General features: G+C 60.9%; 18 protein-coding genes. 4 read left to right on the forward strand and 14 right to left on the reverse strand.

Annotated features, from left to right (window positions below):
* Positions 1 to 124 precede the first annotated feature (124 nt).
* Positions 125 to 979, reverse strand: a complete 855-nt coding sequence (locus AC07V9_RS02355; RefSeq protein ID WP_495014130.1) for a mechanosensitive ion channel family protein — start codon at positions 977 to 979, stop codon at positions 125 to 127.
* Positions 980 to 1,114: 135 nt separating this feature from the next.
* Positions 1,115 to 1,600: a YajQ family cyclic di-GMP-binding protein gene (locus AC07V9_RS02360; RefSeq protein ID WP_495014076.1), complete on the reverse strand. Its 486-nt coding sequence runs from the start codon at positions 1,598 to 1,600 to the stop codon at positions 1,115 to 1,117.
* A gap of 172 nt (positions 1,601 to 1,772) precedes the next feature.
* On the opposite strand from AC07V9_RS02360, the gene AC07V9_RS02365 reads away from it, so the two are divergent.
* The 3 genes from AC07V9_RS02365 (at position 1,773) to AC07V9_RS02375 (ending at position 5,510) form a co-directional block, all read left to right on the forward strand.
* Positions 1,773 to 2,693 carry a putative 2-dehydropantoate 2-reductase gene (locus AC07V9_RS02365; protein WP_495014077.1) on the forward strand — a complete coding sequence of 307 codons (921 nt, stop codon included), beginning with the start codon at positions 1,773 to 1,775 and terminating at the stop codon, positions 2,691 to 2,693.
* 185 nt (positions 2,694 to 2,878) lie between these two features.
* The gene (locus tag AC07V9_RS02370) at positions 2,879 to 4,927 is read left to right on the forward strand and encodes a sensor histidine kinase (RefSeq protein ID WP_495014078.1); all 2,049 of its coding nucleotides are present in this window, start codon (positions 2,879 to 2,881) and stop codon (positions 4,925 to 4,927) included.
* Between the two features lie 4 nt (positions 4,928 to 4,931).
* Positions 4,932 to 5,510 (forward strand): cob(I)yrinic acid a,c-diamide adenosyltransferase, encoded by a 579-nt coding sequence (locus AC07V9_RS02375; protein WP_495014079.1) that lies wholly within the window; start codon positions 4,932 to 4,934, stop codon positions 5,508 to 5,510.
* 169 nt (positions 5,511 to 5,679) lie between these two features.
* Here the strand turns inward: AC07V9_RS02375 and AC07V9_RS02380 are convergent, their stop codons facing one another.
* The 3 genes from AC07V9_RS02380 to secA all read right to left on the reverse strand — a co-directional run bounded on the left by AC07V9_RS02380 (position 5,680) and on the right by secA (position 10,926).
* Positions 5,680 to 6,630, reverse strand: coding sequence for a Nudix family hydrolase (locus AC07V9_RS02380; protein WP_495014080.1), 951 nt, complete (start codon positions 6,628 to 6,630; stop codon positions 5,680 to 5,682).
* A gap of 197 nt (positions 6,631 to 6,827) precedes the next feature.
* Positions 6,828 to 8,045: a bifunctional glutamate N-acetyltransferase/amino-acid acetyltransferase ArgJ gene (argJ, locus tag AC07V9_RS02385; protein ID WP_495014081.1), complete on the reverse strand. Its 1,218-nt coding sequence runs from the start codon at positions 8,043 to 8,045 to the stop codon at positions 6,828 to 6,830.
* Between the two features lie 133 nt (positions 8,046 to 8,178).
* Entirely contained in the window at positions 8,179 to 10,926 is a 2,748-nt protein-coding gene (gene secA / locus AC07V9_RS02390; protein ID WP_495014082.1) for a preprotein translocase subunit SecA, read from the reverse strand.
* A gap of 318 nt (positions 10,927 to 11,244) precedes the next feature.
* On the opposite strand from secA, the gene AC07V9_RS02395 reads away from it, so the two are divergent.
* Positions 11,245 to 11,703, forward strand: a complete 459-nt coding sequence (locus AC07V9_RS02395) for a DUF721 domain-containing protein (RefSeq protein WP_495014083.1) — start codon at positions 11,245 to 11,247, stop codon at positions 11,701 to 11,703.
* 182 nt (positions 11,704 to 11,885) lie between these two features.
* Here the strand turns inward: AC07V9_RS02395 and lpxC are convergent, their stop codons facing one another.
* The 9 genes from lpxC to murD all read right to left on the reverse strand — a co-directional run bounded on the left by lpxC (position 11,886) and on the right by murD (position 22,342).
* Positions 11,886 to 12,797, reverse strand: a complete 912-nt coding sequence (gene lpxC, locus AC07V9_RS02400; RefSeq protein ID WP_495014084.1) for a UDP-3-O-acyl-N-acetylglucosamine deacetylase — start codon at positions 12,795 to 12,797, stop codon at positions 11,886 to 11,888.
* A 112-nt stretch (positions 12,798 to 12,909) separates the two neighbouring features.
* Positions 12,910 to 14,100: a cell division protein FtsZ gene (gene ftsZ, locus AC07V9_RS02405; protein WP_062384185.1), complete on the reverse strand. Its 1,191-nt coding sequence runs from the start codon at positions 14,098 to 14,100 to the stop codon at positions 12,910 to 12,912.
* Positions 14,101 to 14,161: 61 nt separating this feature from the next.
* Entirely contained in the window at positions 14,162 to 15,421 is a 1,260-nt protein-coding gene (gene ftsA, locus AC07V9_RS02410) for a cell division protein FtsA (protein WP_495014085.1), read from the reverse strand.
* A 15-nt stretch (positions 15,422 to 15,436) separates the two neighbouring features.
* Entirely contained in the window at positions 15,437 to 16,309 is an 873-nt protein-coding gene (locus AC07V9_RS02415) for a cell division protein FtsQ/DivIB (protein ID WP_495014086.1), read from the reverse strand.
* A gap of 3 nt (positions 16,310 to 16,312) precedes the next feature.
* Positions 16,313 to 17,272: a D-alanine--D-alanine ligase gene (locus AC07V9_RS02420; protein ID WP_495014087.1), complete on the reverse strand. Its 960-nt coding sequence runs from the start codon at positions 17,270 to 17,272 to the stop codon at positions 16,313 to 16,315.
* Positions 17,269 to 18,729, reverse strand: coding sequence for a UDP-N-acetylmuramate--L-alanine ligase (gene murC, locus AC07V9_RS02425; RefSeq protein ID WP_495014088.1), 1,461 nt, complete (start codon positions 18,727 to 18,729; stop codon positions 17,269 to 17,271). The genes AC07V9_RS02420 and murC overlap by 4 nt, the downstream gene beginning before the upstream one ends.
* A complete protein-coding gene (gene murG / locus AC07V9_RS02430) occupies positions 18,722 to 19,795 on the reverse strand; it encodes an undecaprenyldiphospho-muramoylpentapeptide beta-N-acetylglucosaminyltransferase (RefSeq protein WP_495014089.1) in 1,074 nt (357 codons plus the stop codon). The genes murC and murG overlap by 8 nt, the downstream gene beginning before the upstream one ends.
* On the reverse strand, positions 19,782 to 20,999 hold the full coding sequence (ftsW, locus tag AC07V9_RS02435; protein WP_495014090.1) for a putative lipid II flippase FtsW: 1,218 nt from the start codon (positions 20,997 to 20,999) through the stop codon (positions 19,782 to 19,784). Before ftsW ends, murG begins: the two co-directional genes overlap by 14 nt.
* Entirely contained in the window at positions 20,996 to 22,342 is a 1,347-nt protein-coding gene (gene murD, locus AC07V9_RS02440; protein WP_495014091.1) for a UDP-N-acetylmuramoyl-L-alanine--D-glutamate ligase, read from the reverse strand. The genes ftsW and murD overlap by 4 nt, the downstream gene beginning before the upstream one ends.
* Positions 22,343 to 22,346: the final 4 nt, after the last annotated feature.

Below are 22,346 nucleotides of genomic sequence, written 5' to 3' on the forward strand. Positions count from 1 at the left end.
TGCACCACCGCATTAGCGGCAGTCGCACAGCTCCGGCAGCTCCTACAGGTTCAGCGGCGTCCGACCCACAACAGAAAGCCCCGATCTCTCACGAGTCGGGGCTTTGGTGTTTCAGCGCTGAACGCTAACGCTGAGGCGCCGCTTCCTGCTGATCCTGCACCACACGAATCACCCGCTGCGGGAACGGGATGTCGATGTTGGCCGCACGCAAACGGTCGCGGATTTCCGCGTTGAAACGGTTGGACACGTCTCCGAAGTCGCCAGTCTTGGTCCAGACACGCAGCGATACGGTGATCGAGCTGTCACCCAATGCGGCAACCACAGCCTGCGGTGCCGGATCCTGCAGCACGCGCGGGTCATCAGCCATTTCCATCAACACACCCAGCGCCTGCTTGAGATCGGCGTCGTAGTCGATGCCCACGTCGAAGGTGATCTTGCGGGTCGGCTGGCGGTTGGTGTTGGTGATGATGCCGTTGGACAGATTGCCGTTGGGCAGGATCACGGTCTTGTTGTCGCCGGTGCGAATGATGGTGTGGAAAATCTGAATGCTGTCCACGGTACCCGCCACGCCCTGCGCTTCGATCCAGTCGCCGATGCGGAACGGACGGAACAGCAGGATCAGCACCCCGCCGGCAAAGTTGGCCAGGCTGCCTTGCAGCGCCAGACCGATGGCCAGACCGGCCGCACCGATGGCGGCTACGAACGAGGTGGTTTCCACGCCGATCATCGAGGCCACGCTGACGATCAGCAGAATCTTGAGAATGATGTTGCCCAGGCTGCTGATGAAACCCTGCAACGCCAGGTCCACATGACGCAACGCCAACAGCGCGCCAATCTTGGAGGTCAGCTTATTGATCAGCCACCAGCCCACCAGCAATACGACGACGGCCAGCAGCACGCGGCTGCCGTACTGCATGACCATGGGAATCCAGGCTTGGGAAGCCTTCACCAGATGATCCACCTGGCCGTTCAAATCCAGATCCATTGAGTGCTCCTTGGGGTCGCGAAACGAAAGACAGAAACGATGACGCTCCATGGCGCCATCGTTTCAAGAGACATGCACTGCGACGCGCACAGAGCCCGCAGGTTCCCGCGTCGTGGCAAATCGGGGCGATCAGTCGCGGAAGTTGTTGAACTGCAGCGGCATGCCGAATTCGTGACCGCGCAAAGCCGCGATGGCTTCCTGCAGATCGTCACGCTTCTTGCCGGTCACACGGACCTGCTCGCCCTGGATGGCGGCCTGCACCTTGAGTTTGGCTTCTTTGATGTGGGCGACGATCTTCTTTGCCAGCTCCTTGTCGATGCCTTCCTTGAGGGTGGCTTCCTGCTTCATCACTTTGCCGGACGCGTAGGCATCCTTGATTTCCAGGCACTGCACGTCGATCTTGCGCTTGATCAGGGCCAGCTTGAGGATCTCGATCATCGCCTCGAGCTGAAACTCGGCTTCGGCGGTCAGGTTGACAGTCAACTCCTTTTCCTTGAATTCGAAGCTGCCTTTGCCTTTGAGGTCGTAGCGGCGGTCCAACTCCTTGATCGCGTTGTCGACGGCATTCGTGACTTCGTGTTTATCCAGTTCGGACACTACGTCGAACGAGGGCATGTAGATTCTCCAATTGATGCGGCGCGGCTCGACATGTCGATGGAGCACGCCTGACTTGACGGTATGAAAGCCCGGTCATTATAACGAGACTTTTCCCCTGTTCATGTGAGCCTGCGATGTCGTTTTTGTTTTATCCCTGCTGCGTGCTCACTGACCCGCGGCGCGCCCTCTCTTGAAACCGACCACCTGGCACGTCCTCGGCGCTGGCAGTTTGGGCAGTCTGTGGGCCACACGGCTGGCTCGCGCGGGGTTGCCGGTGCGCCTGCTGCTGCGCAATCGCGAGCGTCTACTGGCCTATCAATGCCAAGGCGGGCTGACCTTGAGCGAACAGGGTCAGCGCAAGGCTTATGCCATCGGCGCACAGCTTCTCGACGATCCGGGACCGATCCAGCGCCTGCTGGTGGCCTGCAAGGCCTACGATGCCGAACAGGCTGTTGCCAGCGTTGCGTCGCGCCTGGCGCCCGGTGCTGAACTTCTTCTTTTGCAAAATGGCTTGGGCAGTCAGCAGGCCGTGGCGAACTCGGTGCCTCAGGCGCGCTGTATCTTTGTCTCCAGCACCGAAGGCGCGTTTCGCGATGAGGATTTCAGCGTGATCTTCGCAGGCCAGGGCTGCAACTGGCTGGGTGACGGCGAGCAACACCTCGCTCCCCAATGGCTGAATGAATTGAAAAAGGCTGGTATTCCTGCTGAATGGACGCCGGGTATTCTCGACCGGCTGTGGCGCAAACTGGCGCTGAACTGCGCGATTAACCCGCTTACCGTGCTATTGGAGTGCCGTAATGGCGAGCTACGCGAACATGCCGAAGAAGTGACAGCCTTGTGCGATGAACTGGTTCGGGTGCTGCAAGGTTGTGGCCGGCCCCACGCAGCGGCGGGACTGCATGAAGAAGTCAATCGCGTTATTGCCGCGACGGCGGCCAATTATTCCTCGATGTATCAGGATGTCGCCCAGGGGCGGAGGACTGAGATCAGCTATCTGCTGGGGTACGTGTGCGACGCTGCGGTGCAGCACGGTATTCAGGCTCCCCTGTTGAACGCCCTTCGCCACAAGCTGTTGCGGCATCTGGCCTCCAAAGGCCTGCCCAGCGAGTGAGCCGCCCACCTGTGAGAGCGAGTTCATTCGCGAGACAGCGTCACAGCCGACACCGATCCATCAGATGTTCCGGCCAATGGCGAATGAATTTGCTGCCACAGATTTTCCATACTTTGCGCCACGGGTTTGCTCGCGCCCCGAACAGCGCTAACCTCCTCTTTCTTATCTGCCAGTGACTCTGCCCCATGCCATTGCGCCAGCGCCTCGAAAACCTGCCGGTCGGCCAGAAGCTGTTGGCGGCCCTGCTGGTTCTGCTGACCACCGTTCTGCTGGTCGCCAACCTGACCTTCATCAGCGCCGCTTACTACATCTCCCAGGAAGCCATGGCGCCTCAGGCCCTGCAGACCATCGGCCGCCTGATCAGCAACCCCGGGCTCTCCGAACAGGCGCTTTCATCGCCCTACGGCGCCCAGGCGCTGCTCAGGGAGTTGAAAAACTACGGCCCCCTGCGCGCCGCAGCCGTTTACGACAGCAGCGGCAATCGCTTGGCGCAGATGCAACAGGGCGACAAACTGCGTCTGCCCGACCACTACCGCAATCTGGAAAGCTGGCGCATCACCGAATTTCGCAACACCCAGGTCGTCCCGGTCCCCAAACAGGGGCAAGCGCCGGGGCATTTGCTGTTGGTGGCCAGTAGCGAACTGCCGACAGCCTTCTACACCGGGACCCTGACCGCGAGCCTGGGCATCCTGATTTTCAGCGTGCTGCTCTGGGCCGGTGTGGCGCGGCAGATTCGGCGCTTCATCACCGAGCCGATTTATCAGCTTGAAGAACTGTCGCGCCGAGTCACTCGTGAAGAGAACTACGCGCTACGCGCAAGCCCCGGCAATCAGGACGAAATCGGCTCGCTGGCTGAAGCGTTCAACACCATGCTGTCGCGCATGGAGGCCCGCGAGCAGCAGCTCAAGCGCGCGCGCGACGAATCTCAGGATGCCTATGATCAGGCTCAGGGGCTGGCCGAAGAGACCCGCCACACCAACCGCAAACTGGAACTGGAAGTTCAGGTCCGTAGCAAGATCGAGAAAAAACTCACCGGTTTTCAGAATTATCTGAACAGCATCATTGACTCCATGCCCTCGGCGCTGATTGCCCTCGATGAACAGCTGTACGTGACCCAGTGGAACCAGGAAGCTGGCGCCCTCTCCGGCACGCCGTTGGACGAAGCGCTGAACCAGCCGATTTTCCTGGCCTTCCCGCCGATGAAAGCGTTTCTGCCGCAGATCAAACAGACCGTCGAACGCCACACGGTGACCAAGATCGAGCGCGTCACTTGGGTCAAGGACGACCTCACCCGCCACTTCGCGCTGACCTTCTACCCGCTGACCGGCGGCGCCGGACGTGGCGCGGTGATCCGTATCGACGACATCACCCAGCGTCTGTCGCTGGAAGACATGATGGTGCAGTCGGAGAAGATGCTCTCGGTGGGCGGTCTGGCGGCGGGCATGGCCCACGAGATCAATAACCCCCTCGGCGCGATCATGCACAACGTGCAGAACATTCGTCGGCGTTTGTCGCCGGAGCTGCCGAAGAACCTTGAGCAGGCCGAGCAGGAGGGCATCGAGCTGTCTGCGGTAAATCAGTACCTCAGCGCGCGGGAGGTGCCGCAGTTGCTCGACGGCATTCAGCAGGCCGGCGCCCGGGCGGCAAAAATCGTCAGCCACATGCTCAGTTTCAGCCGGCGCAGCAACCGGCAGATGGCGCCGTGCGACCTTCCCGCGCTGATCGATCAGGCAGTGGAAATCGCCAGCAACGATTTCGACCTGACCATCGGCTTCGACTTCAAAGGCCAGAACATCCTGCGCCAGTTCGACCCAACGCTCGGCCCGGTGCCCGGCACGGCGAACGAGCTGGAACAGGTCCTGCTCAACCTGCTGAAAAACGCAGCGCAGGCGATTCACCAACGCGACCACGAAACCGAGCCAGGACGCATCATTCTGCGTACGCGCCTGAACCCGCCATGGGCGGAAATCCAGGTCGAAGACAACGGCGTCGGCATGCCCGAAAGCGTACGCAAACGTATCTTCGAGCCGTTCTTCACCACCAAGGAAGTCGGCCAGGGTACAGGGCTCGGGCTTTCGGTGTCGTATTTCATCATCACCAACAACCACAAGGGCCAGATGGAGGTGCACTCCACCCTCGGCCAGGGCACCTGCTTCACGTTGCGTCTGCCACTGGCGGGCAACCCGATGAACGTGCCCGCCCCGCAGATCATTGGTCAGAACGACCGGGAGTAGAACCATGGGATTTCGCTTGTCAAAAATTTACACGCGCACCGGTGACAAGGGCGAAACCGGTCTGGGGGACGGTCGACGGGTGCCCAAGGATCATCCGCGGATCGAGGCCATCGGCGAGGTCGATACGCTGAACAGCCAGTTGGGTTTGCTGCTGGCGGGGCTTGAAGGGCTGGCCCACGCGACGCCGGCGCTGCAGGAAGTGATCGATGTGCTGGCGCCTTGTCAGCACCGCTTGTTCGACCTCGGCGGCGAGCTGGCGATGCCTGAATATCAGGCGCTGAACGCGACGGAAATCGAACGGCTGGAAGCCGCCATTGATAAGTGGAATGAAGAAGTCGGGCCGCTGGAAAACTTCATCCTGCCCGGCGGCTCTTCACTGATCGCCCAGGCTCACGTGTGCCGCAGCCTGGCGCGCAGTGCCGAGCGGCGCTGTCAGCATCTCAATTCCATTGAGCCATTGGCCGGGGTTGGGCTGGCGTACATCAATCGGCTGTCGGATTTACTGTTTGTCGCGGCGCGGATCATCGCGAAGCGTCAGGGTGTGGCGGAGATTTTGTGGGAGGCGGCGAAGAGACCGGAGTGAGCGGTGGATAATGAAACGGTGGGGTAATCCTGTGGGAACGAATTCATTCGCGAGGCGGCGGTGCATCCAACCCACATCTGTCGCCTGTACTTATGTCTCGTCGCAATGCCGCCCAGAACGAATTCGCTCTCACAGTGTGATTCCGCGTCAGCCAGACGGAAATCACCTCTCATTCAAACCCTTTCGGCCAGAACGCCCGAATCCCCGCCACGCCCTGCGCGCCGTTTTCCCACGCCTGCTGGCGCTCTGCCGGGCCAACGCCACCCAGCAGATAAACCGGTTTGCTGAACCCCTCGATCAACGCCCTCGCCCGCTGCCATCCCAACGGCTGAGCGTCGGGGTGGGTCTGGGTCGGCTGAACCGGCGACAGGGTGACGAAATCCACACCCATCTGCTCAGCCAGGGACAACTCTTCAGCGTTATGGCACGAAGCCGCCAGCCAGCGCTCTTCCGGAAACGGACGGCCTTTGCTGGCGTACTTGCGCAACTGCTCGCTGGTCAGGTGCCAGCCAGCCGCCGGGAAGTCCCCAAGCCACTCCAGCGGGCCCTTGAGCATCAACTGCGCCTTGCCTGCACACAGGCCCACCGCGTCTACCGCGACATCGCGGTATTTGGGGTCGTAGCCGTTGGGCGCACGCAGTTGAATCAGCTTGATGCCATCGGCAATCGCCTTCTGCATCCCCTTGAGCAACTGGGGCGTGTCCAGCGCATCCGGCGTGATCAGGTATTCGCCTGGCAGGCGAGCGGCTGCGACGATCGGCTGATTCGCTGCAGGAAATTCGTAACTGGCCAGCTCCCGGTTCGACACCCAGGCCAATGGCTGGCCCTCGGCGCCGTGGGGCTCGCCGGTAAAAGACGAGACTTCCCAGACATCCAGCAACACCTGCTTGTCGGGGTAGTCGTGTTTGATCTTGATCAGTGGACGCGCCTTGGCGACCAGGATGCCCAGCTCTTCCTTCAGCTCGCGGGACAAGGCCGCTTCGACGGTTTCGTCGGGCTCGACTTTGCCACCGGGAAACTCCCACAAGCCGCCCTGATGCTGCTTGTCAGCGCGTCGGGCAATGAGAATCTTGCCGTCGGTGCCACGAATGACCGCGGCGGCTACATGGATTCGTTTCACGTTAAACCTTCCTTCAAACCCTAGTCCTGCGAAATAGCCCAGTCTCTGTGGGAGCGAATTCATTCGCGAAAGATGTGTCAGACGCCAGAAATGTATCGGCTGTACTGGCCTCTCGCGAATGAATTCGCTCCCACAGGGTGACCGCGCAGCTCAGGACACTCCTGCACAGAGCCATCCCCGTCATCGAGCGACTTGGATCAGGTGCGGTATTCCGCGTTGATCTTCACGTACTCGTGGGACAGGTCGGTGGTCCAGATGGTTTCGCTGCAACCACCACGGCCCAGTTCGATGCGGATGGTGATTTCCTCCTCGGCCATCACCGCCGAGCCCTGCTCCTCGGTGTAGGTCGTAGCGCGTGCGCCTTTGCTGGCGATGCACACGCCGCTGAGGAACACGTCGATCTTGCTCACGTCCAGATTCGGCACACCCGCCCGGCCCACAGCGGCCAGGATGCGGCCCCAGTTTGGATCGGAAGCGAACAGCGCGGTCTTGATCAGCGGTGAATGGGCGACGGTGTAGCCGACGTCCAGACATTCCTGATGATTGCCGCCGCCGTTGACTTCAACGGTCACGAACTTGGTCGCGCCTTCGCCGTCACGGACGATGGCCTGAGCGACGTCCATGCACACCTCGAACACCGCTTTTTTCAGCGCGTCGAACAGCGGACCGCGGGCTTCGGTGACTTCAGGCAGGTCAGCCTGGCCGGTGGCGATCAGCATGCAGCAATCGTTGGTCGACGTGTCGCCATCGATGGTGATGCGGTTGAACGACTTGTTGGCGCCATCGCGAATCAGGTCCTGCAGCACGCTTTGGGACACCTTGGCGTCGGTGGCGATGTAACCGAGCATGGTGGCCATGTTCGGACGGATCATGCCCGCGCCTTTGCTGATGCCGGTGACCGTGACGGTCACGCCATCGATCTGGAACTGGCGGCTGGCGCCCTTTGGCAGGGTGTCGGTGGTCATGATGCCGGTGGCCGCCGCCGCCCAGTTATCCACAGACAGGTCGTCCAGCGCGGCTTGCAGTGCGCCTTCAATCTTTTCCACAGGCAGCGGCTCGCCGATCACGCCGGTGGAAAACGGCAGCACGGCGCTCGCGTCGACCCCGGTCAGCTCGGCCAGTTTGGCGGTGGTGCGCTCGGCTGCGACCAGCCCCGGCTCACCGGTACCTGCGTTGGCGTTGCCGGTGTTGGTCAGCAGGTAGCGAACCGTGCCGCCCACGCGCTGCTTGGACAGGATCACAGGGGCTGCGCAAAACGCGTTCAGGGTAAACACGCCGGCCACGCTCGAACCTTCGGCGCAGCGCATGACCACGACGTCCTTGCGCCCCGGGCGCTTGATACCGGCAGAGGAAATGCCCAGTTCGAAACCGGGAACCGGGTGCAGCGTCGGCAGAGGACCAAGACCAACAGCCATGAAATGCGCTCCTTGAAAAGTAATCATGCCGTCCGGCATTCCCGGTACGGCTCGATATGGAAAAACGCCGCGACGGCTGGGCCGGTCGCGGCGCGGTGTAACGGTTCAGATGCAGTGGGCCAAGGTGTCTGGCTTAGTTGATCTGACCGTGACAGTGTTTGAATTTCTTGCCCGAGCCACACCAGCACAGCTCGTTGCGACCCAGTTTCTGGTCGTTGCGGACCGGTGACAGGGCAGCAGCGGCGACGGCGACGTCATCGCCCTCCTCGGCCAGCGCGATCGGCTGATCCAGACCCGGTGCTTCGGCGTGCTGGAACTGCATGCGCTGGGCCAGCTCTTCGGCTTCGCGGCGCAGACGTGCTTCTTCTTCGGCCGGATCTTCGCGGCGAACCTGGACATGAGACAGCACACGAATGGTGTCGCGCTTGATCGAATCCAGCAATTCCTGGAACAGGGTGAAGGACTCGCGCTTGTATTCCTGTTTCGGGTTCTTCTGTGCGTAGCCGCGCAGGTGAATACCGTGACGCAGGTGGTCCATGGTCGACAGATGGTCTTTCCACAAGTCATCCAGAACGCGCAGCAGAATCTGCTTCTCGAAGGTGCGCAGGGCTTCGGCGCTGGCTTGGTCTTCTTTCTCGTTGTAAGCCGCGAGGATGGCTTCCAGCAGTTTCGGACGCAGGTTTTCTTCGTGCAGGTGATCGTCTTCGTCCAGCCACTGCTGGATTGGCAGCTTGACGCTGAAATCGCTGTTCAGAGCGGCTTCCAGACCGGCCACGTCCCACTGCTCCGGCAGCGACTGCGGCGGAATGTGCGCGCTGATGGTGGCGTCCAGGACTTCTTCACGGAATTCGGCGATGGTGTCACCAATGTTCGCCGCAGCCAGCAGGCTGTTGCGCATGTGGTAGATCACCTTACGTTGTTCGTTGGAAACGTCGTCGAACTCAAGCAGTTGCTTACGAATGTCGAAGTTGCGCCCTTCGACCTTGCGTTGTGCTTTCTCGATGGCGTTGGTCACCATGCGGTGCTCGATCGCCTCGCCGGATTGCATGCCCAGCGCCTTCATGAAGTTCTTCACCCGGTCAGAGGCGAAAATGCGCATCAGGCTGTCTTCCAGCGACAGGTAGAAACGGCTGGAACCGGTGTCGCCCTGACGACCGGCGCGACCGCGCAGCTGGTTGTCGATACGACGGGATTCGTGACGCTCGGAGGCGATCACGTGCAGACCGCCCGCCTCGATCACCTGCTGATGGCGTTTCTGCCAGTCAGCCTTGATCTGTGCGATCTGCTCTGGCGTCGGGTCTTCCAGGCTGGCGACTTCCACTTCCCAGTTGCCACCCAGCAGGATGTCGGTACCACGACCGGCCATGTTGGTGGCGATGGTCAGGGCGCCCGGACGACCGGCCTGCGCAATGATTTCAGCTTCTTTTTCGTGGAACTTGGCGTTCAGAACCTTGTGATCGATGCCTTCCTTCTTGAGCAGGTTGGACATGTGCTCGGACGTTTCGATGGTCGCTGTACCTACCAGCACCGGACGCTGCTCGGCCAGACAGGCCTTGATGTCGGTGATGATCGCCGCGTACTTTTCCTCGGCGGTCAGGTAGACCAGGTCGTTGAAATCCTTACGCGCCAACGGCTTGTTCGGCGGAATGACCATCACGGCCAAGGCGTAGATCTGGTGGAATTCGAACGCTTCGGTGTCGGCAGTACCGGTCATGCCGGACAGCTTGTTGTACAGACGGAAGTAGTTCTGGAACGTGGTCGAGGCCAGGGTCTGGCTCTCGGCCTGAATGTTCAGGTGCTCTTTGGCCTCGATCGCCTGGTGCAGGCCTTCGGACAGACGACGACCCGGCATGGTACGGCCGGTGTGTTCGTCGACCAGCAGAATGCCGCCATCCTGAACGATGTACTCAACGTTGCGATGGAACAGCTTGTGGGCACGCAGACCCGCGTAAACGTGAGTCAGCAGACCCAGGTTGTGCGCCGAGTACAGGCTCTCGCCTTCAGCCAGCAGGCCGACTTCGGTGAGCATTTCTTCGATGAACTGGTGACCGGACTCGTTGAGCTCTACCTGACGGGATTTCTCGTCGATGGTGTAGTGGCCCTGCTTGGTCACCTGACCTTCCACTTCCTCGATGTGCTGCTCGAGTTTAGGGATCAGCTTGTTGATTTCGGTGTACAGCTTGGAGCTGTCTTCAGCCTGGCCTGAGATGATCAGCGGTGTACGGGCTTCGTCGATGAGGATCGAGTCGACTTCGTCGATCACGGCGAAATTCAGCTCGCGCTGGAACTTGTCTTCCAGGCTGAACGCCATGTTGTCGCGCAGGTAGTCGAAGCCGAATTCGTTGTTGGTGCCGTAAGTGATGTCCGACGCGTAAGCGGCGCGTTTCTCTTCAGGCGGCTGGAATGGCGTGACGACGCCTACGGACAGACCGAGGAATTCGTACAGTGGACGCATCCAGTTGGCGTCTCGACGGGCCAGGTAGTCGTTCACGGTGACCACGTGCACGCCTTTGCCGGACAGCGCGTTGAGGTACACCGCCAGCGTCGCCACCAGGGTTTTACCTTCACCGGTACGCATCTCGGCGATCATGCCTTCGTGCAGCGTCATGCCGCCGATCAGCTGAACGTCGAAGTGACGCATCCCCATGACGCGCTTGCCGGCCTCACGGCAGACCGCGAAGGCTTCAGGCAGGAGCTTATCGAGGGTCTCACCTTTGGCGAAGCGGGCCTTGAACTCTTCGGTCTTGGCACGCAACTGCTCGTCCGAAAGGGCCACCATTTGCTCTTCGAAGCTGTTGACGACCTGAACCGTCTTGAGCATGCGCTTCACTTCGCGCTCGTTCTTGCTTCCGAAAAGTTTTTTTAACAAAGGTGCAAACATATCGACAGGATCTTCCACACATAGGGATGGAGGGCGGCCCCGTGAGTCGCCCGTGCAGCCCTCATGGCCGCATGCGAACGAGCATTCTACCCGGAAATGGTGGTGAGGAAAGTGGCGTTATTCCACGATGCTGGCACAGCAATGTTACGGGGCAGAAGTACAATAGGGGCATTTCTTCGGACTTCAACCCGTCGGGGGAAGAAGATTCATTAATGTTTTTTCACAAAACGTCAGGCCAGGCATGCGCTGAACCGACGCTTTCAGGGCCTGATGCCGGTTTCTGATAACATCACGAGCTTGTATCAAAAGGCAACACTCATGGCATTTCGTCCTTCACCGGCTCGCCCACCGGCCGTTCTTTTGCGCGACGCCCGGCCGCTCAAAGCGATCTTCAATCACGCCCAGCGGCTGGCGCATTTGCAGCGTCTGCTGGAAAGCCAGTTGCAACCGGCTGCACGGGCGCATTGCCATGTAGCGTCGTGGCGTGAGGGTACGCTGCTGTTGGTGGTGACCGATGGGCATTGGGCGACGCGTCTGCGTTATCAGCAGAAACGACTGCAGCGTCAGTTGGTAGCGTTCAAGGAATTCGCCAATCTGACGCGATTGCAGCTCAAGGTGCAGCCGGCGGTGATGCGAGGGACGGTGGTGGGGCAAGCACGGGATCTCTCGACGGTGGCGGCTGAGACGTTGAATGAGACGGCTGAGGGGATCAGTGATCCGAAGTTGAAGGCAGCGCTGGAGCGGTTGGCCGCCCACGGGAAGGTTCGGGACGCTTGATTTTTTTCCGGGCCTAAGTCGCGTTTTGCGGCGTCAGATCCATCGAGCCTGAAGATTAAAAGTCAACGCAAACGCGATGCCGGGAGGCTGGCGCTGCACCTGTGGGAGCCCGTCCCCGAAGACCAAATAAAAAAGGCCACCCAAGGGTGGCCTCAAATATTCAAACAGAGAAGAAGAGACTGTTACACCGCCGCGACAGGGCGCATGTACGAGATCGGTGCGGTACTGGCATCTTCGAAGGTCACAACTTCCCAAGCATCTTCCTGTGCAATCAACGCACGCAGCAGACGATTGTTCAGACCGTGGCCCGACTTGAAGCCCTGATACTCGCCGATCAGGCTGTTGCCCAACAGATACAGGTCACCGATGGCATCCAGGATCTTGTGTTTGACGAATTCGTCCTCGTAACGCAGACCGTCTTCGTTCAACACGCCGTCCTTGTCCACGACGATAGCGTTTGCAACGCTACCGCCCAGTGCAAGGTTGTGCTTGCGCAAGTACTCGATGTCTTTCATGAAACCGAATGTACGCGCACGGCTCACTTCTTTTACGAACGAAGTGCTGGAGAAGTCGACGCTTGCAGTTTGCGTGCGGTTCTTCAGGTACGGGTGATCGAAATCTATTTCGAAGCTCACCTTGAAACCTTCGAACGGCACGAACTTGGCGTATTTGCCGTCTTCTTCAACGCAGACTTCTTTCAGAATGCGTATGAATTTCTTCGGTGCGTCCTGTTCTTCCAGGCCAGCTGATTGAATCAGGAATACGAAGGGACCTGCGCTGCCGTCCATGATGGGAACTTCGGAGGCAGAGAGTTCAACGTAGGCGTTATCGATGCCAAGGCCAGCCATGGCCGACAGCAAGTGTTCAACCGTATCGACCTTCACATCGCCGTTGAACAGCGTGGTGGAGAGCGTGGTGTCGCCAACGTTCAGCGCGTGCGCGTTGATCTGGACGACCGGCTCGAGGTCGGTACGGAAAAACACAATGCCAGCGTTCACAGGTGCAGGTTTGAGGGTCAGGTAAACCTTTTCCCCCGAGTGCAGGCCGATACCTGTGGCACGGATAATATTCTTCAGGGTGCGTTGTTTAATCATGGCATTGGCCGCTTCAGCGCATATCGCGAATTAGTATCAACAAAGGCTGGCGATAATAGCAGACCTGGCCTTTGCTGAACACCAATCACCCTTATACCCCTGATAGAACTCATCAATCAGCCTGACGACGCAGGAATGCTGGAATGTCCAGGTAATCCAGATCGTCTTGCGGATTCATTTTTGCCGCAGCCGTGGCGCCTGCGTGAGCCTGATTGCGCATCACGGTAGGACGGTCCAGATCGCGGTAATTCACCGAAGGCTGTTCCTGACGGACGGCTTGTTGCTGCACAGGTGCGGCTTGAGCAGTCTGCATGGTGTTGTCGATGACCTTCACAGGCTTCTCGATTTTTGCACCCAGGCCAGTGGCAACCACGGTCACGTGCAACTCGTCGCGCATGTCCGGATCGATAACGGTACCGACCTTGACCATGGCGTGCTCGGAGGCGAACGCTTCGATGATGCTGCCCACGTCCGAGTACTCACCCAGAGACAGGTCAGGACCGGCAGTGATGTTGACCAGAATGCCGCGCGCGCCCTGCAGGTTGACGTCTTCGAGCAGCGGGTTGCGGATGGCCGCTTCCGTGGCTTCACGCGCACGGTTCGGACCGCTGGCAGCACCAGTACCCATCATCGCCATGCCCATCTCGGACATCACGGTGCGCACGTCAGCGAAGTCGACGTTGATCATGCCTGGACGCTTGATGATGTCGGAGATACCGCGAACGGCACCGGCCAGTACATCGTCTGCCTTGGCGAATGCCGACAGCAGGCTTGCGTCTTTGCCCAGGATGGTCAGCAGCTTCTCGTTGGGAATGGTGATCAACGAGTCGACACTTTCGGACAGCGCGCGGATGCCTTCATCGGCGATCTGCATGCGCTTGCGGCCTTCGAACGGGAACGGACGGGTCACGACCGCAACGGTCAGGATGCCCATTTCCTTGGCCACTTCGGCGATGATCGGCGCAGCACCGGTACCGGTGCCGCCACCCATGCCGGTGGTGATGAAGACCATGTTGGTGCCCTGCAGAACTTCCGCAATGCGCTCACGATCTTCCAGTGCGGCCTGACGACCTACTTCAGGGTTGGCACCTGCACCCAGGCCTTTGGTCACACCGGTACCCAGTTGCAGAATGGTACGTGCGCCAATGTTTTTCAGTGCTTGAGCATCAGTGTTGGCGCAGATGAACTCGACGCCTTCGATGTTGCTCTTGACCATGTGATTGACTGCGTTGCCGCCGCCACCACCAACACCGATAACTTTGATTACCGGGCTTTGTGGGATGTTGTCTACGAGCTCGAACATGTTCCCTCTCCTTCACTTCTCTAGTTTTTTATCGCCTACTGCCGCCTACCACTTTTGAATCCTAGAAATTCCCCTGGACCCAGCGCTTGAGGCGCTCAAACACGGGTGCCTTAGGTTCATCGCTATAACTGCTACCGGGGTTGGACAAACCCGAGAGCGAGATGCCGTCCGACTGCTTTTGCAGTCCGTACAGCAACAGGCCAACGCCAGTGGAGTAAATCGGGTTGCGGACGACGTCCGCCAGACCCTTGATGCTGTGCGGCACGCCCAAGCGCACCGGCATGTGGAAGATTTCCTCGGCCAGTTCGACCGCGCCTTCCATTTTCGAGGTACCGCCGGTCAGCACGATGCCGGCCGGGATCAGGTCTTCGTAGCCGCTGCGACGCAGCTCGGCCTGGATCAGGGTGAACAGCTCGTCGTAACGCGGCTCGACCACTTCGGCCAGCGCCTGACGGGACAGTTCGCGAGGTGGACGGTCGCCCACGCTCGGCACCTTGATGGTTTCACCGGCGCCGGCCAGTTTGGCCAGGGCGCAGGCGTAACGGATCTTGATCTCTTCGGCGTACTGCGTCGGGGTACGCAGGGCCATGGCGATGTCGTTGGTGACTTGATCGCCTGCAATCGGGATCACCGCGGTGTGGCGGATCGCGCCTTCGGTGAAGATCGCGATGTCGGTGGTGCCGCCGCCGATGTCCACTAGGCACACGCCCAGCTCTTTCTCGTCGTCGGTCAGCACCGAGTACGCCGAAGCCAGTTGCTCAAGAATGATGTCATCGACTTCCAGACCGCAGCGACGCACGCATTTTTCGATGTTCTGCGCAGCGTTCACCGCGCAAGTCACCACGTGCACCTTGGCTTCCAGGCGCACGCCCGACATGCCCAGCGGCTCACGAACGCCTTCCTGGTTATCGATCACGTAATCCTGCGGCAAGGTATGCAGTACGCGCTGGTCAGCCGGGATCGCCACGGCCTGAGCAGCGTCGAGTACGCGCTCAAGGTCGGCCGAGCTCACTTCGCGGTCGCGAATCGCCACGATGCCGTGGGAGTTCAGGCTGCGGATGTGATTGCCCGCGACACCGACGAACGCCGAGTGAATGCGGCAGCCCGCCATCAGCTGCGCTTCTTCGACAGCGCGCTGTATCGACTGCACGGTCGACTCGATGTTCACCACCACGCCCTTCTTCAGGCCGCGTGAAGGGTGGGTGCCGATACCGACGATTTCCAGCGTGCCATCAGCCGCGACTTCGCCTACCAGCGCCACCACCTTGGAGGTGCCGATATCCAATCCGACGATCATTTTGCCGCTTTGCACGTTTGCCATGGGTCCTGCCTCTTATCAATTCTTCGCGACGGCGGGTTTGTCCGTCGTTGGCGCTGGTGCCTGCTCACGCCAGCCAACGGCCAGGCCGTTGTTGTAACGCAGGTCTACTCGCGCAATGTTCGTGATCTGTTCTTTAAGCGTTTTTTCGTAGATGGCGATAAAGCGGCGCATCTTTTCCACCAGATTGCCTCGTCCCAGCAGCAGCTCCAGGCCTGGGCCTGCATTGCCTGCGCCGGTGGTGAGGAACCAGCTGCCTCGCTCGCGCAGTTCCAGACGAGCGATGGAGAAGCCCAGGGGCCGCAACATCTGACTCAGGACCTGGTACTGCTGCATCACCTGCTGTTGAGCCCGTTGAGGCCCGAACAACTGCGGAAGGTGTTCGTAGTTGGCCAGCTCACGCGGGGTGAACGCCTGGCCCTGGTTGTTCAGCAGGGCCGAATCGCCCCAGCGCGCAACCGGCAATTGTTCTTCCAGGCGAATCACCACCTGGTCCGGCCACACGCGCCGGACTTCGGCGTGGGCGATCCACGGCATCTGCTCAAGCTCGGTACGCATGCCGGCCAGATCGATGTTGAAGAAGCTGGTGGCCACATACGGGGCGATACGCTGCTGCACCGCCTGCTGGCTGATGTAGCTCAGGTCGCCCTGAACGTTGATCCGCGAGATCGGCCGATCAGCGTATGGCAGCAGGCGCTGCGCCGCTTCGTAGGTGCCGAACCCGAACACCACCAGCAGCACCGGCCACATCAGGCTGCGCAGGAAGCCGAAGTTGGGCCGTGGCATACGCGCCGACAGCGGCTCCTTGGCCACCATGCGGCTGGCACCACGCGGCACCGGCTTGCGGCCGCCGGAAACGGGTTGCTGATGACGTAGCGTCGCGCCGTGCATGATTTACCCCCGCACCTGGACACTGTCGGCCAGAATCGCCAACACCAACTGTTTGAAATCCAGACCCGCAGCGTTCGCCGCCATGGGCACCAGGCTGTGATCGGTCATACCGGGCACGGTGTTGACTTCCAGCAGCCAGAATTTGCCGTCGGCGTCCTGCATCACGTCAGTGCGCGCCCAACCGGCAACGCCCACGGCTTCGCAGGCGCGAGCGGTCAGCGACTTGAGTTCCTGTTCTTTGCTTGTATCCAGGCCACAGGGGATCCGGTACTGGGTATCGGAGGCCAGGTACTTGGCGTCGTAGTCGTAGAAGCTGTGCGGGGTGCCCAGGCCAATCGGCGGCAATACCTGCCCACGCAGCGAGGCGACGGTGAACTCCGGACCTTGAATCCATTGTTCGACCAACACTTGCAAATCGTAGGTAATGGCAGCGTTCCATGCGGCGATCAATTCATCGACGCCGGTCACTTTCGCCATACCGATACTGGAGCCTTCATGAGCGGGTTTGACGATCAAAGGAAAGCCCAGTTCCGTCGCCGCAGAAATACAATCGGCTTCGCTGCTCAATACCGCGTGACGCGGGGTCGGCAGGCCCAGGCTCTGCCAGACCTGTTTGGTGCGCAGCTTGTCCATCGCCAGAGCCGAGGCCAGCACGCCGCTGCCGGTGTACGGGATTTCCAGGCATTCGAGCAGGCCCTGCATGGTGCCGTCTTCGCCGCCCCGACCGTGCAGCACGATGAACGCGCGATCGATCTTTTCACTGACCAGTCGTTGCAGGAAGTCGTCGCCCACGTCGATCCCGAAGGCATCGACGCCCGCGCTCAACAGCGCGTCAAGCACTGCGTTGCCGGATTTAAGGGACACCTCCCGCTCCGCGCTCTTGCCACCGAAGAGCACGGCCACACGACCGAAGCCTTTGGGCTCCAGGGTCGGGAGCAGGGAGACTGGCGTGACGGCTGTCATTTCAGCTTACCTTCGGTAGAGGCCACGATAGCGCCCGTGAACAACGGGCTCCTGAGCAATTGCGGAGCAAGGCCGCCAATGTCGCCTGCGCCCTGACACAGCAGGATGTCGCCGGCGCGCAGCAGCGGTTTGACCAGCGGGGCCAGCTCGACACCACGCTCGATGTAGATCGGGTCCAGCTGACCGCGCTGCCGAATGCTGTGGGCCAACTGACGGCTGTCCGCCCCCGGAATCGGCTCTTCGCCCGCCGGGTAGACTTCCATCAACAGCAAGACGTTGGCGTCGTTGAGCACCTGCACGAAATCGTCGTACAGATCGCGGGTACGGCTGTAACGGTGCGGCTGGTAAACCATGACCAGACGACGGTCCGGCCAGCCACCGCGCACGGCATTGATGACGGCTGCGACCTCGCGCGGGTGGTGACCATAGTCGTCCACCAGCATCACGTTGCCGCCTTCGACCGGCAGCTCGCCGTAGACCTGGAAGCGACGCCCCACGCCCTGGAAGCCCGACAGGCCCTGAACGATGGCGTCGTCAGTGATGCCTTCATCAGTGGCGATGGCGATGGTCGCCAGCGAGTTGAGCACGTTGTGGTTGCCCGGCATGTTCACCGAAACATCCAGCGGCTCCCGGTCGCGACGCAGCACGGTGAAATGCGTACGCATGCCTTCCTGACGCACATTGATCGCACGCACGTCGGCTTCTTCGTTGAAGCCATACGTCATGACCGGACGCTTGACCGACGGCAGGATGTCGCGCACGACAGGGTCGTCGGTGCACACCACCGCCAGACCGTAGAACGGCAGGTTGTGCAGGAACTCGACGAAGGTTTTCTTCAGTTTGTTGAAATCGCCTTCGTAGGTCGCCATATGGTCGGCGTCGATGTTGGTGACGACGGCCACCAGTGGCTGCAGGTGCAGGAAGCTGGCGTCGCTCTCGTCGGCTTCAGCGATCAGATAACGGCTGGTGCCGAGCTGAGCGTTGGTACCAGCGGCGTTCAAACGACCGCCGATCACGAAGGTCGGGTCCAGGCCGCCAGCAGCGAACACCGATGCGATCAGGCTGGTGGTGGTGGTCTTGCCATGAGTACCGGCGACGGCGATGCCGTGGCGATAACGCATCAGCTCGGCGAGCATCTCGGCGCGCGGCACCACCGGAATGCGACGCTCAAGGGCGGTCGCCACTTCAGGGTTGGAGGTGTTCACGGCGCTGGAGACGACCAGTACATCGGCTGCAGCGGAGTTCTCGGCGCGGTGGCCGATGAAGATATGCGCGCCGAACGATTCAAGACGCTCGGTCACCGGCGAAGCCTTGAGATCGGAACCGGACACTTCATAACCGAGATTCAACAACACCTCTGCAATGCCGCACATGCCCACGCCGCCGATCCCGACGAAGTGGATGCGACGGATACGACGCATTTCCGGTTGTGGCATGGCGCGTTGATTCTCAACCATGGACCACCTCCAGGCAGACATCAACGACGGTGTTGGTGGCATCCGGCTTGGCCAGTTGGCGGGCCGTGGTAGCCATGCGTTTCAATTGTTCGGGTTGCATCAAAACCTCTTTCAGGCGAGCGGCCATTTCGGCGGCGCCAGTTGTTCTCTGTGGCATCACGAAGGCTGCGCCTTCACGGGCCAGATATTCGGCATTACGCGACTGGTGGTCGTCGATCGCGTGGGGCAGCGGCACCAGCAATGACGGCAGACCGGCGGCTGCCAGTTCACTGATGGTCAGCGCACCTGCGCGGCAGACCACCAGATCCGCCCAGCCATAGGCTTGGGCCATGTCTTTGATGAACGGGGCGACCTGCGCCTCGACACCCGCCGCGCGATAACGCTCGGTGGTGTTTTCATCGTGATTCTTGCCGGCCTGATGAAACACTTCAGGGCGCAGCTCGGCTGGCACTTGTGCCAGCGCTTCGGGCAGCAATTTATTCAGCGGTTCGGCGCCCAGGCTTCCGCCCAGAATGAGCAGCCTTGGCTTGCGCCCTTCGAGCGCCTGACGCGGCGTCTCGAAGAACAGCTCGGCGCGCACCGGATTGCCGGTGGTGCGACGTTTGGCCGAGGCCGCGAACGTCTGCGGGAACGCTTCGCACACCCGAGCGGCGAACGACGCCAGGCTGCGGTTGGCGGTTCCGGCCACGGCGTTCTGCTCGTGAATGATCAGCGGCACGCCCGACAGCTTCGCCGCCAGACCGCCGGGCCCTGTCACGTAGCCGCCAAATCCGACGACGCACACAGGCTTCAACTCACGCACGACCTTGCGCGCCTGCAACAAGGCCTTGAACAACATGAACGGCGCCTTGAGCAGGGACAAACGCCCCTTGCCGCGCAAACCGGTGACGTTGATCAAGTGCAGCTGCAGACCCGCCGCAGGCACCAGCTCGTTCTCGATGCCGCGCGGCGTACCGAGCCAATGCACGGTGTAGCCGCGGGCCTGGAATTCGCGCGCGCAGGCCAGGGCCGGGAACACGTGTCCGCCGGTGCCGCCTGCCATGATCAGGACATTACCGACGGCCATGGTTCGGCTCCTCGGCAAAATCGCTCTCGTTGAATTCGGCTTCTTCACTGCCCATGTTGTTGCGCGATTCCCATTCGATGCGCAGCAACAATCCAAGGCTCGCGCAGCAAATGATCAGCGAGCTGCCGCCGTAGCTGAGGAACGGCAGGGTCAGACCCTTGGTCGGCAGCAGGCCGACGTTCACGCCGATGTTGATCAGGAACTGACCAATCCACAGAAACGCCAGGCCATATGCGGTGTATGCGGCGAAGAATTGCTTGGCGCGCTCGGCCCACATGCCGATGTACATCGCACGGATACTCACAAACATGAACAGCGCAACGGTGGCCAGCGAACCCACGACACCCAGCTCTTCGGCCAATACCGAGAACACGAAGTCGGTGTGCGCCTCCGGCAGGTAGAACTGCTTCTGCACGCTGTTGCCCAGGCCGACGCCAAACCACTCGCCGCGACCAAACGCGATGAGTGCTTGAGTCAGCTGGTAGCCGGAACCGAACTGATCGGACCACGGGTCGGTAAAGGTGATCAAACGCGCCATCCGGTAGGGCTGGGCTTGTACGAGCACGAACACCGCGCCGACCGCCAAGGCCACCATCAGACTGAAACGGAACAGACCGACGCCGCCCAGGAACAGCATCGCTGCCGCCGAGCCCATCATCACGACGGTGGCGCCGAAGTCAGGCTCCATCAGCAAAAGACCGGCCATGGGCAGCAGCACGATGAATGGCTTGAAGAACCCCATCCAGCTTTCGCGCACTTCCTGCTGACGACGGATCAGGTAGCCGGCGAGGAAGATCACCACGAACACCTTGGCGATTTCCGACGGCTGCACGTTGAACATGCCGAAACCGATCCAGCGCATCGAACCGTTCACCTCGCGCCCGATGCCGGGCACGATCACCATGACCAGCAAACCGAAGGCGCCGATCAGCATCAGCCAGCCCAGACGCTGCCAGGTCGCGACCGGAATCATCATGGTGGCCACACAGGCGCCCAGGCCCAGCACCAGATAGATGAGGTGACGGGTCATCATGTACAGCGCGTTGCCCGACTGCACGGCGGCCACTTCCGACGATGCGGAAGTGATCATCACCAAGCCCAGACCCAGCAACGCCAGGCAGCCAGCGAGCATCGGGAAGTCGACGTCGACGCCACGGCCACTGATGATCGGCGACGGGTAAGGCTTGATCACGCCAAAGATCATGACAAGTCCCCCACGGCCTGGGCGAACAGACGTCCGCGCTCTTCGAAATTCTTGAACATATCCAGGCTTGCGCAGGCCGGGGACAGCAACACGGCGTCCCCTTCCTGAGCCATTTCGGCAGCACGTTGCACAGCTTCTTCCAATGTCTTGACGCGAATCAGGGGGACCGAATCGCCGAAGGTCGCGGCGAGCAGTTCAGCGTCACGCCCCAGCAACACGACCGCGCGGCAGTGAGTGGCGACCGGCGCCTTGAGTGCAGAGAAATCCGCACCCTTGCCATCGCCGCCGGCGATCAGCACCAGCTTGCCGTTGATATCGGCACCCAAGCCTTCGATGGCAGCCAACGCTGCACCGACGTTGGTGGCCTTGGAGTCGTCGTAATAGCTGACGCCCTGACGCTCGCGAACCCACTGGCAACGGTGCACCAGCCCTGCGAAGTTGCGCAGCGCCTCGAGCATCGGCTCGAATGGCAGACCCGCTGCGTGGCCCAGCGCCAGCGCAGCCAGGGCGTTGGACTGATTGTGCGCGCCGCGAATTTTCAGCTCGCTGGCCGGCATAAGATTCTGGAACTGGAACGCCAGGTACTTCTCGCCGTTCTCTTCTCGCAGACCGAAGCCGTTGATGTCAGGCTTGTTCAGACCGAAGGTCCAGCACGGCACGCCTTCCCCGATCAAGGGGCGCGACAGGGCATCCTGACGATTGACCACCACCTGACGCGCGCCTCGGAAGATTCGGTGCTTGGCCAGGTGATAAGCCGGCAGGCCGCTGTAGCGGTCCATGTGGTCTTCGCTGACGTTGAGCACGGTGGCGACTGCAGCGCCGAGGTGATCGGTGGTTTCCAGCTGGAAGCTCGACAGTTCCATCACGTACAGCTCGATGTCGTCTCTGAGCAAGTCCAGCGCGGGAGTACCGAGGTTGCCGCCGACCGCCACGCGCTTGCCAGCGGCTGCAGCCATCTCGCCCACCAACGTGGTGACGGTGCTTTTCGCGTTGGAGCCGCTGATGGCGACGATGGGTGCTTTCACGTTACGCGCAAACAGCTCGATGTCGCCGGACAGCTTCACGCCACGGGCTGCCGCCTGCTGCAGTGCAGGGGTCGCCAAGGCAAGGCCGGGGCTCACGTACAATTCATCGGCGCGGCAGAGGAATTCGACGTCCAGCTCACCACAACGCACTTCCACCTGCGGGTAGTCGCGACGCAAGGTCGCCAGTTCCGGAGGATTCTCCCGCGTATCGGCCACAGCAAACGCCACGCCCCGGTTCGCCAGAAAGCGAACCAGGGACATGCCGCTCTTGCCGAGGCCGACAACGATGCGGAAGTGAGAAGAAGCGATCAGTGACACTCTG

This window comes from Pseudomonas sp. GW821-FHT02A11 (assembly GCF_059421985.1).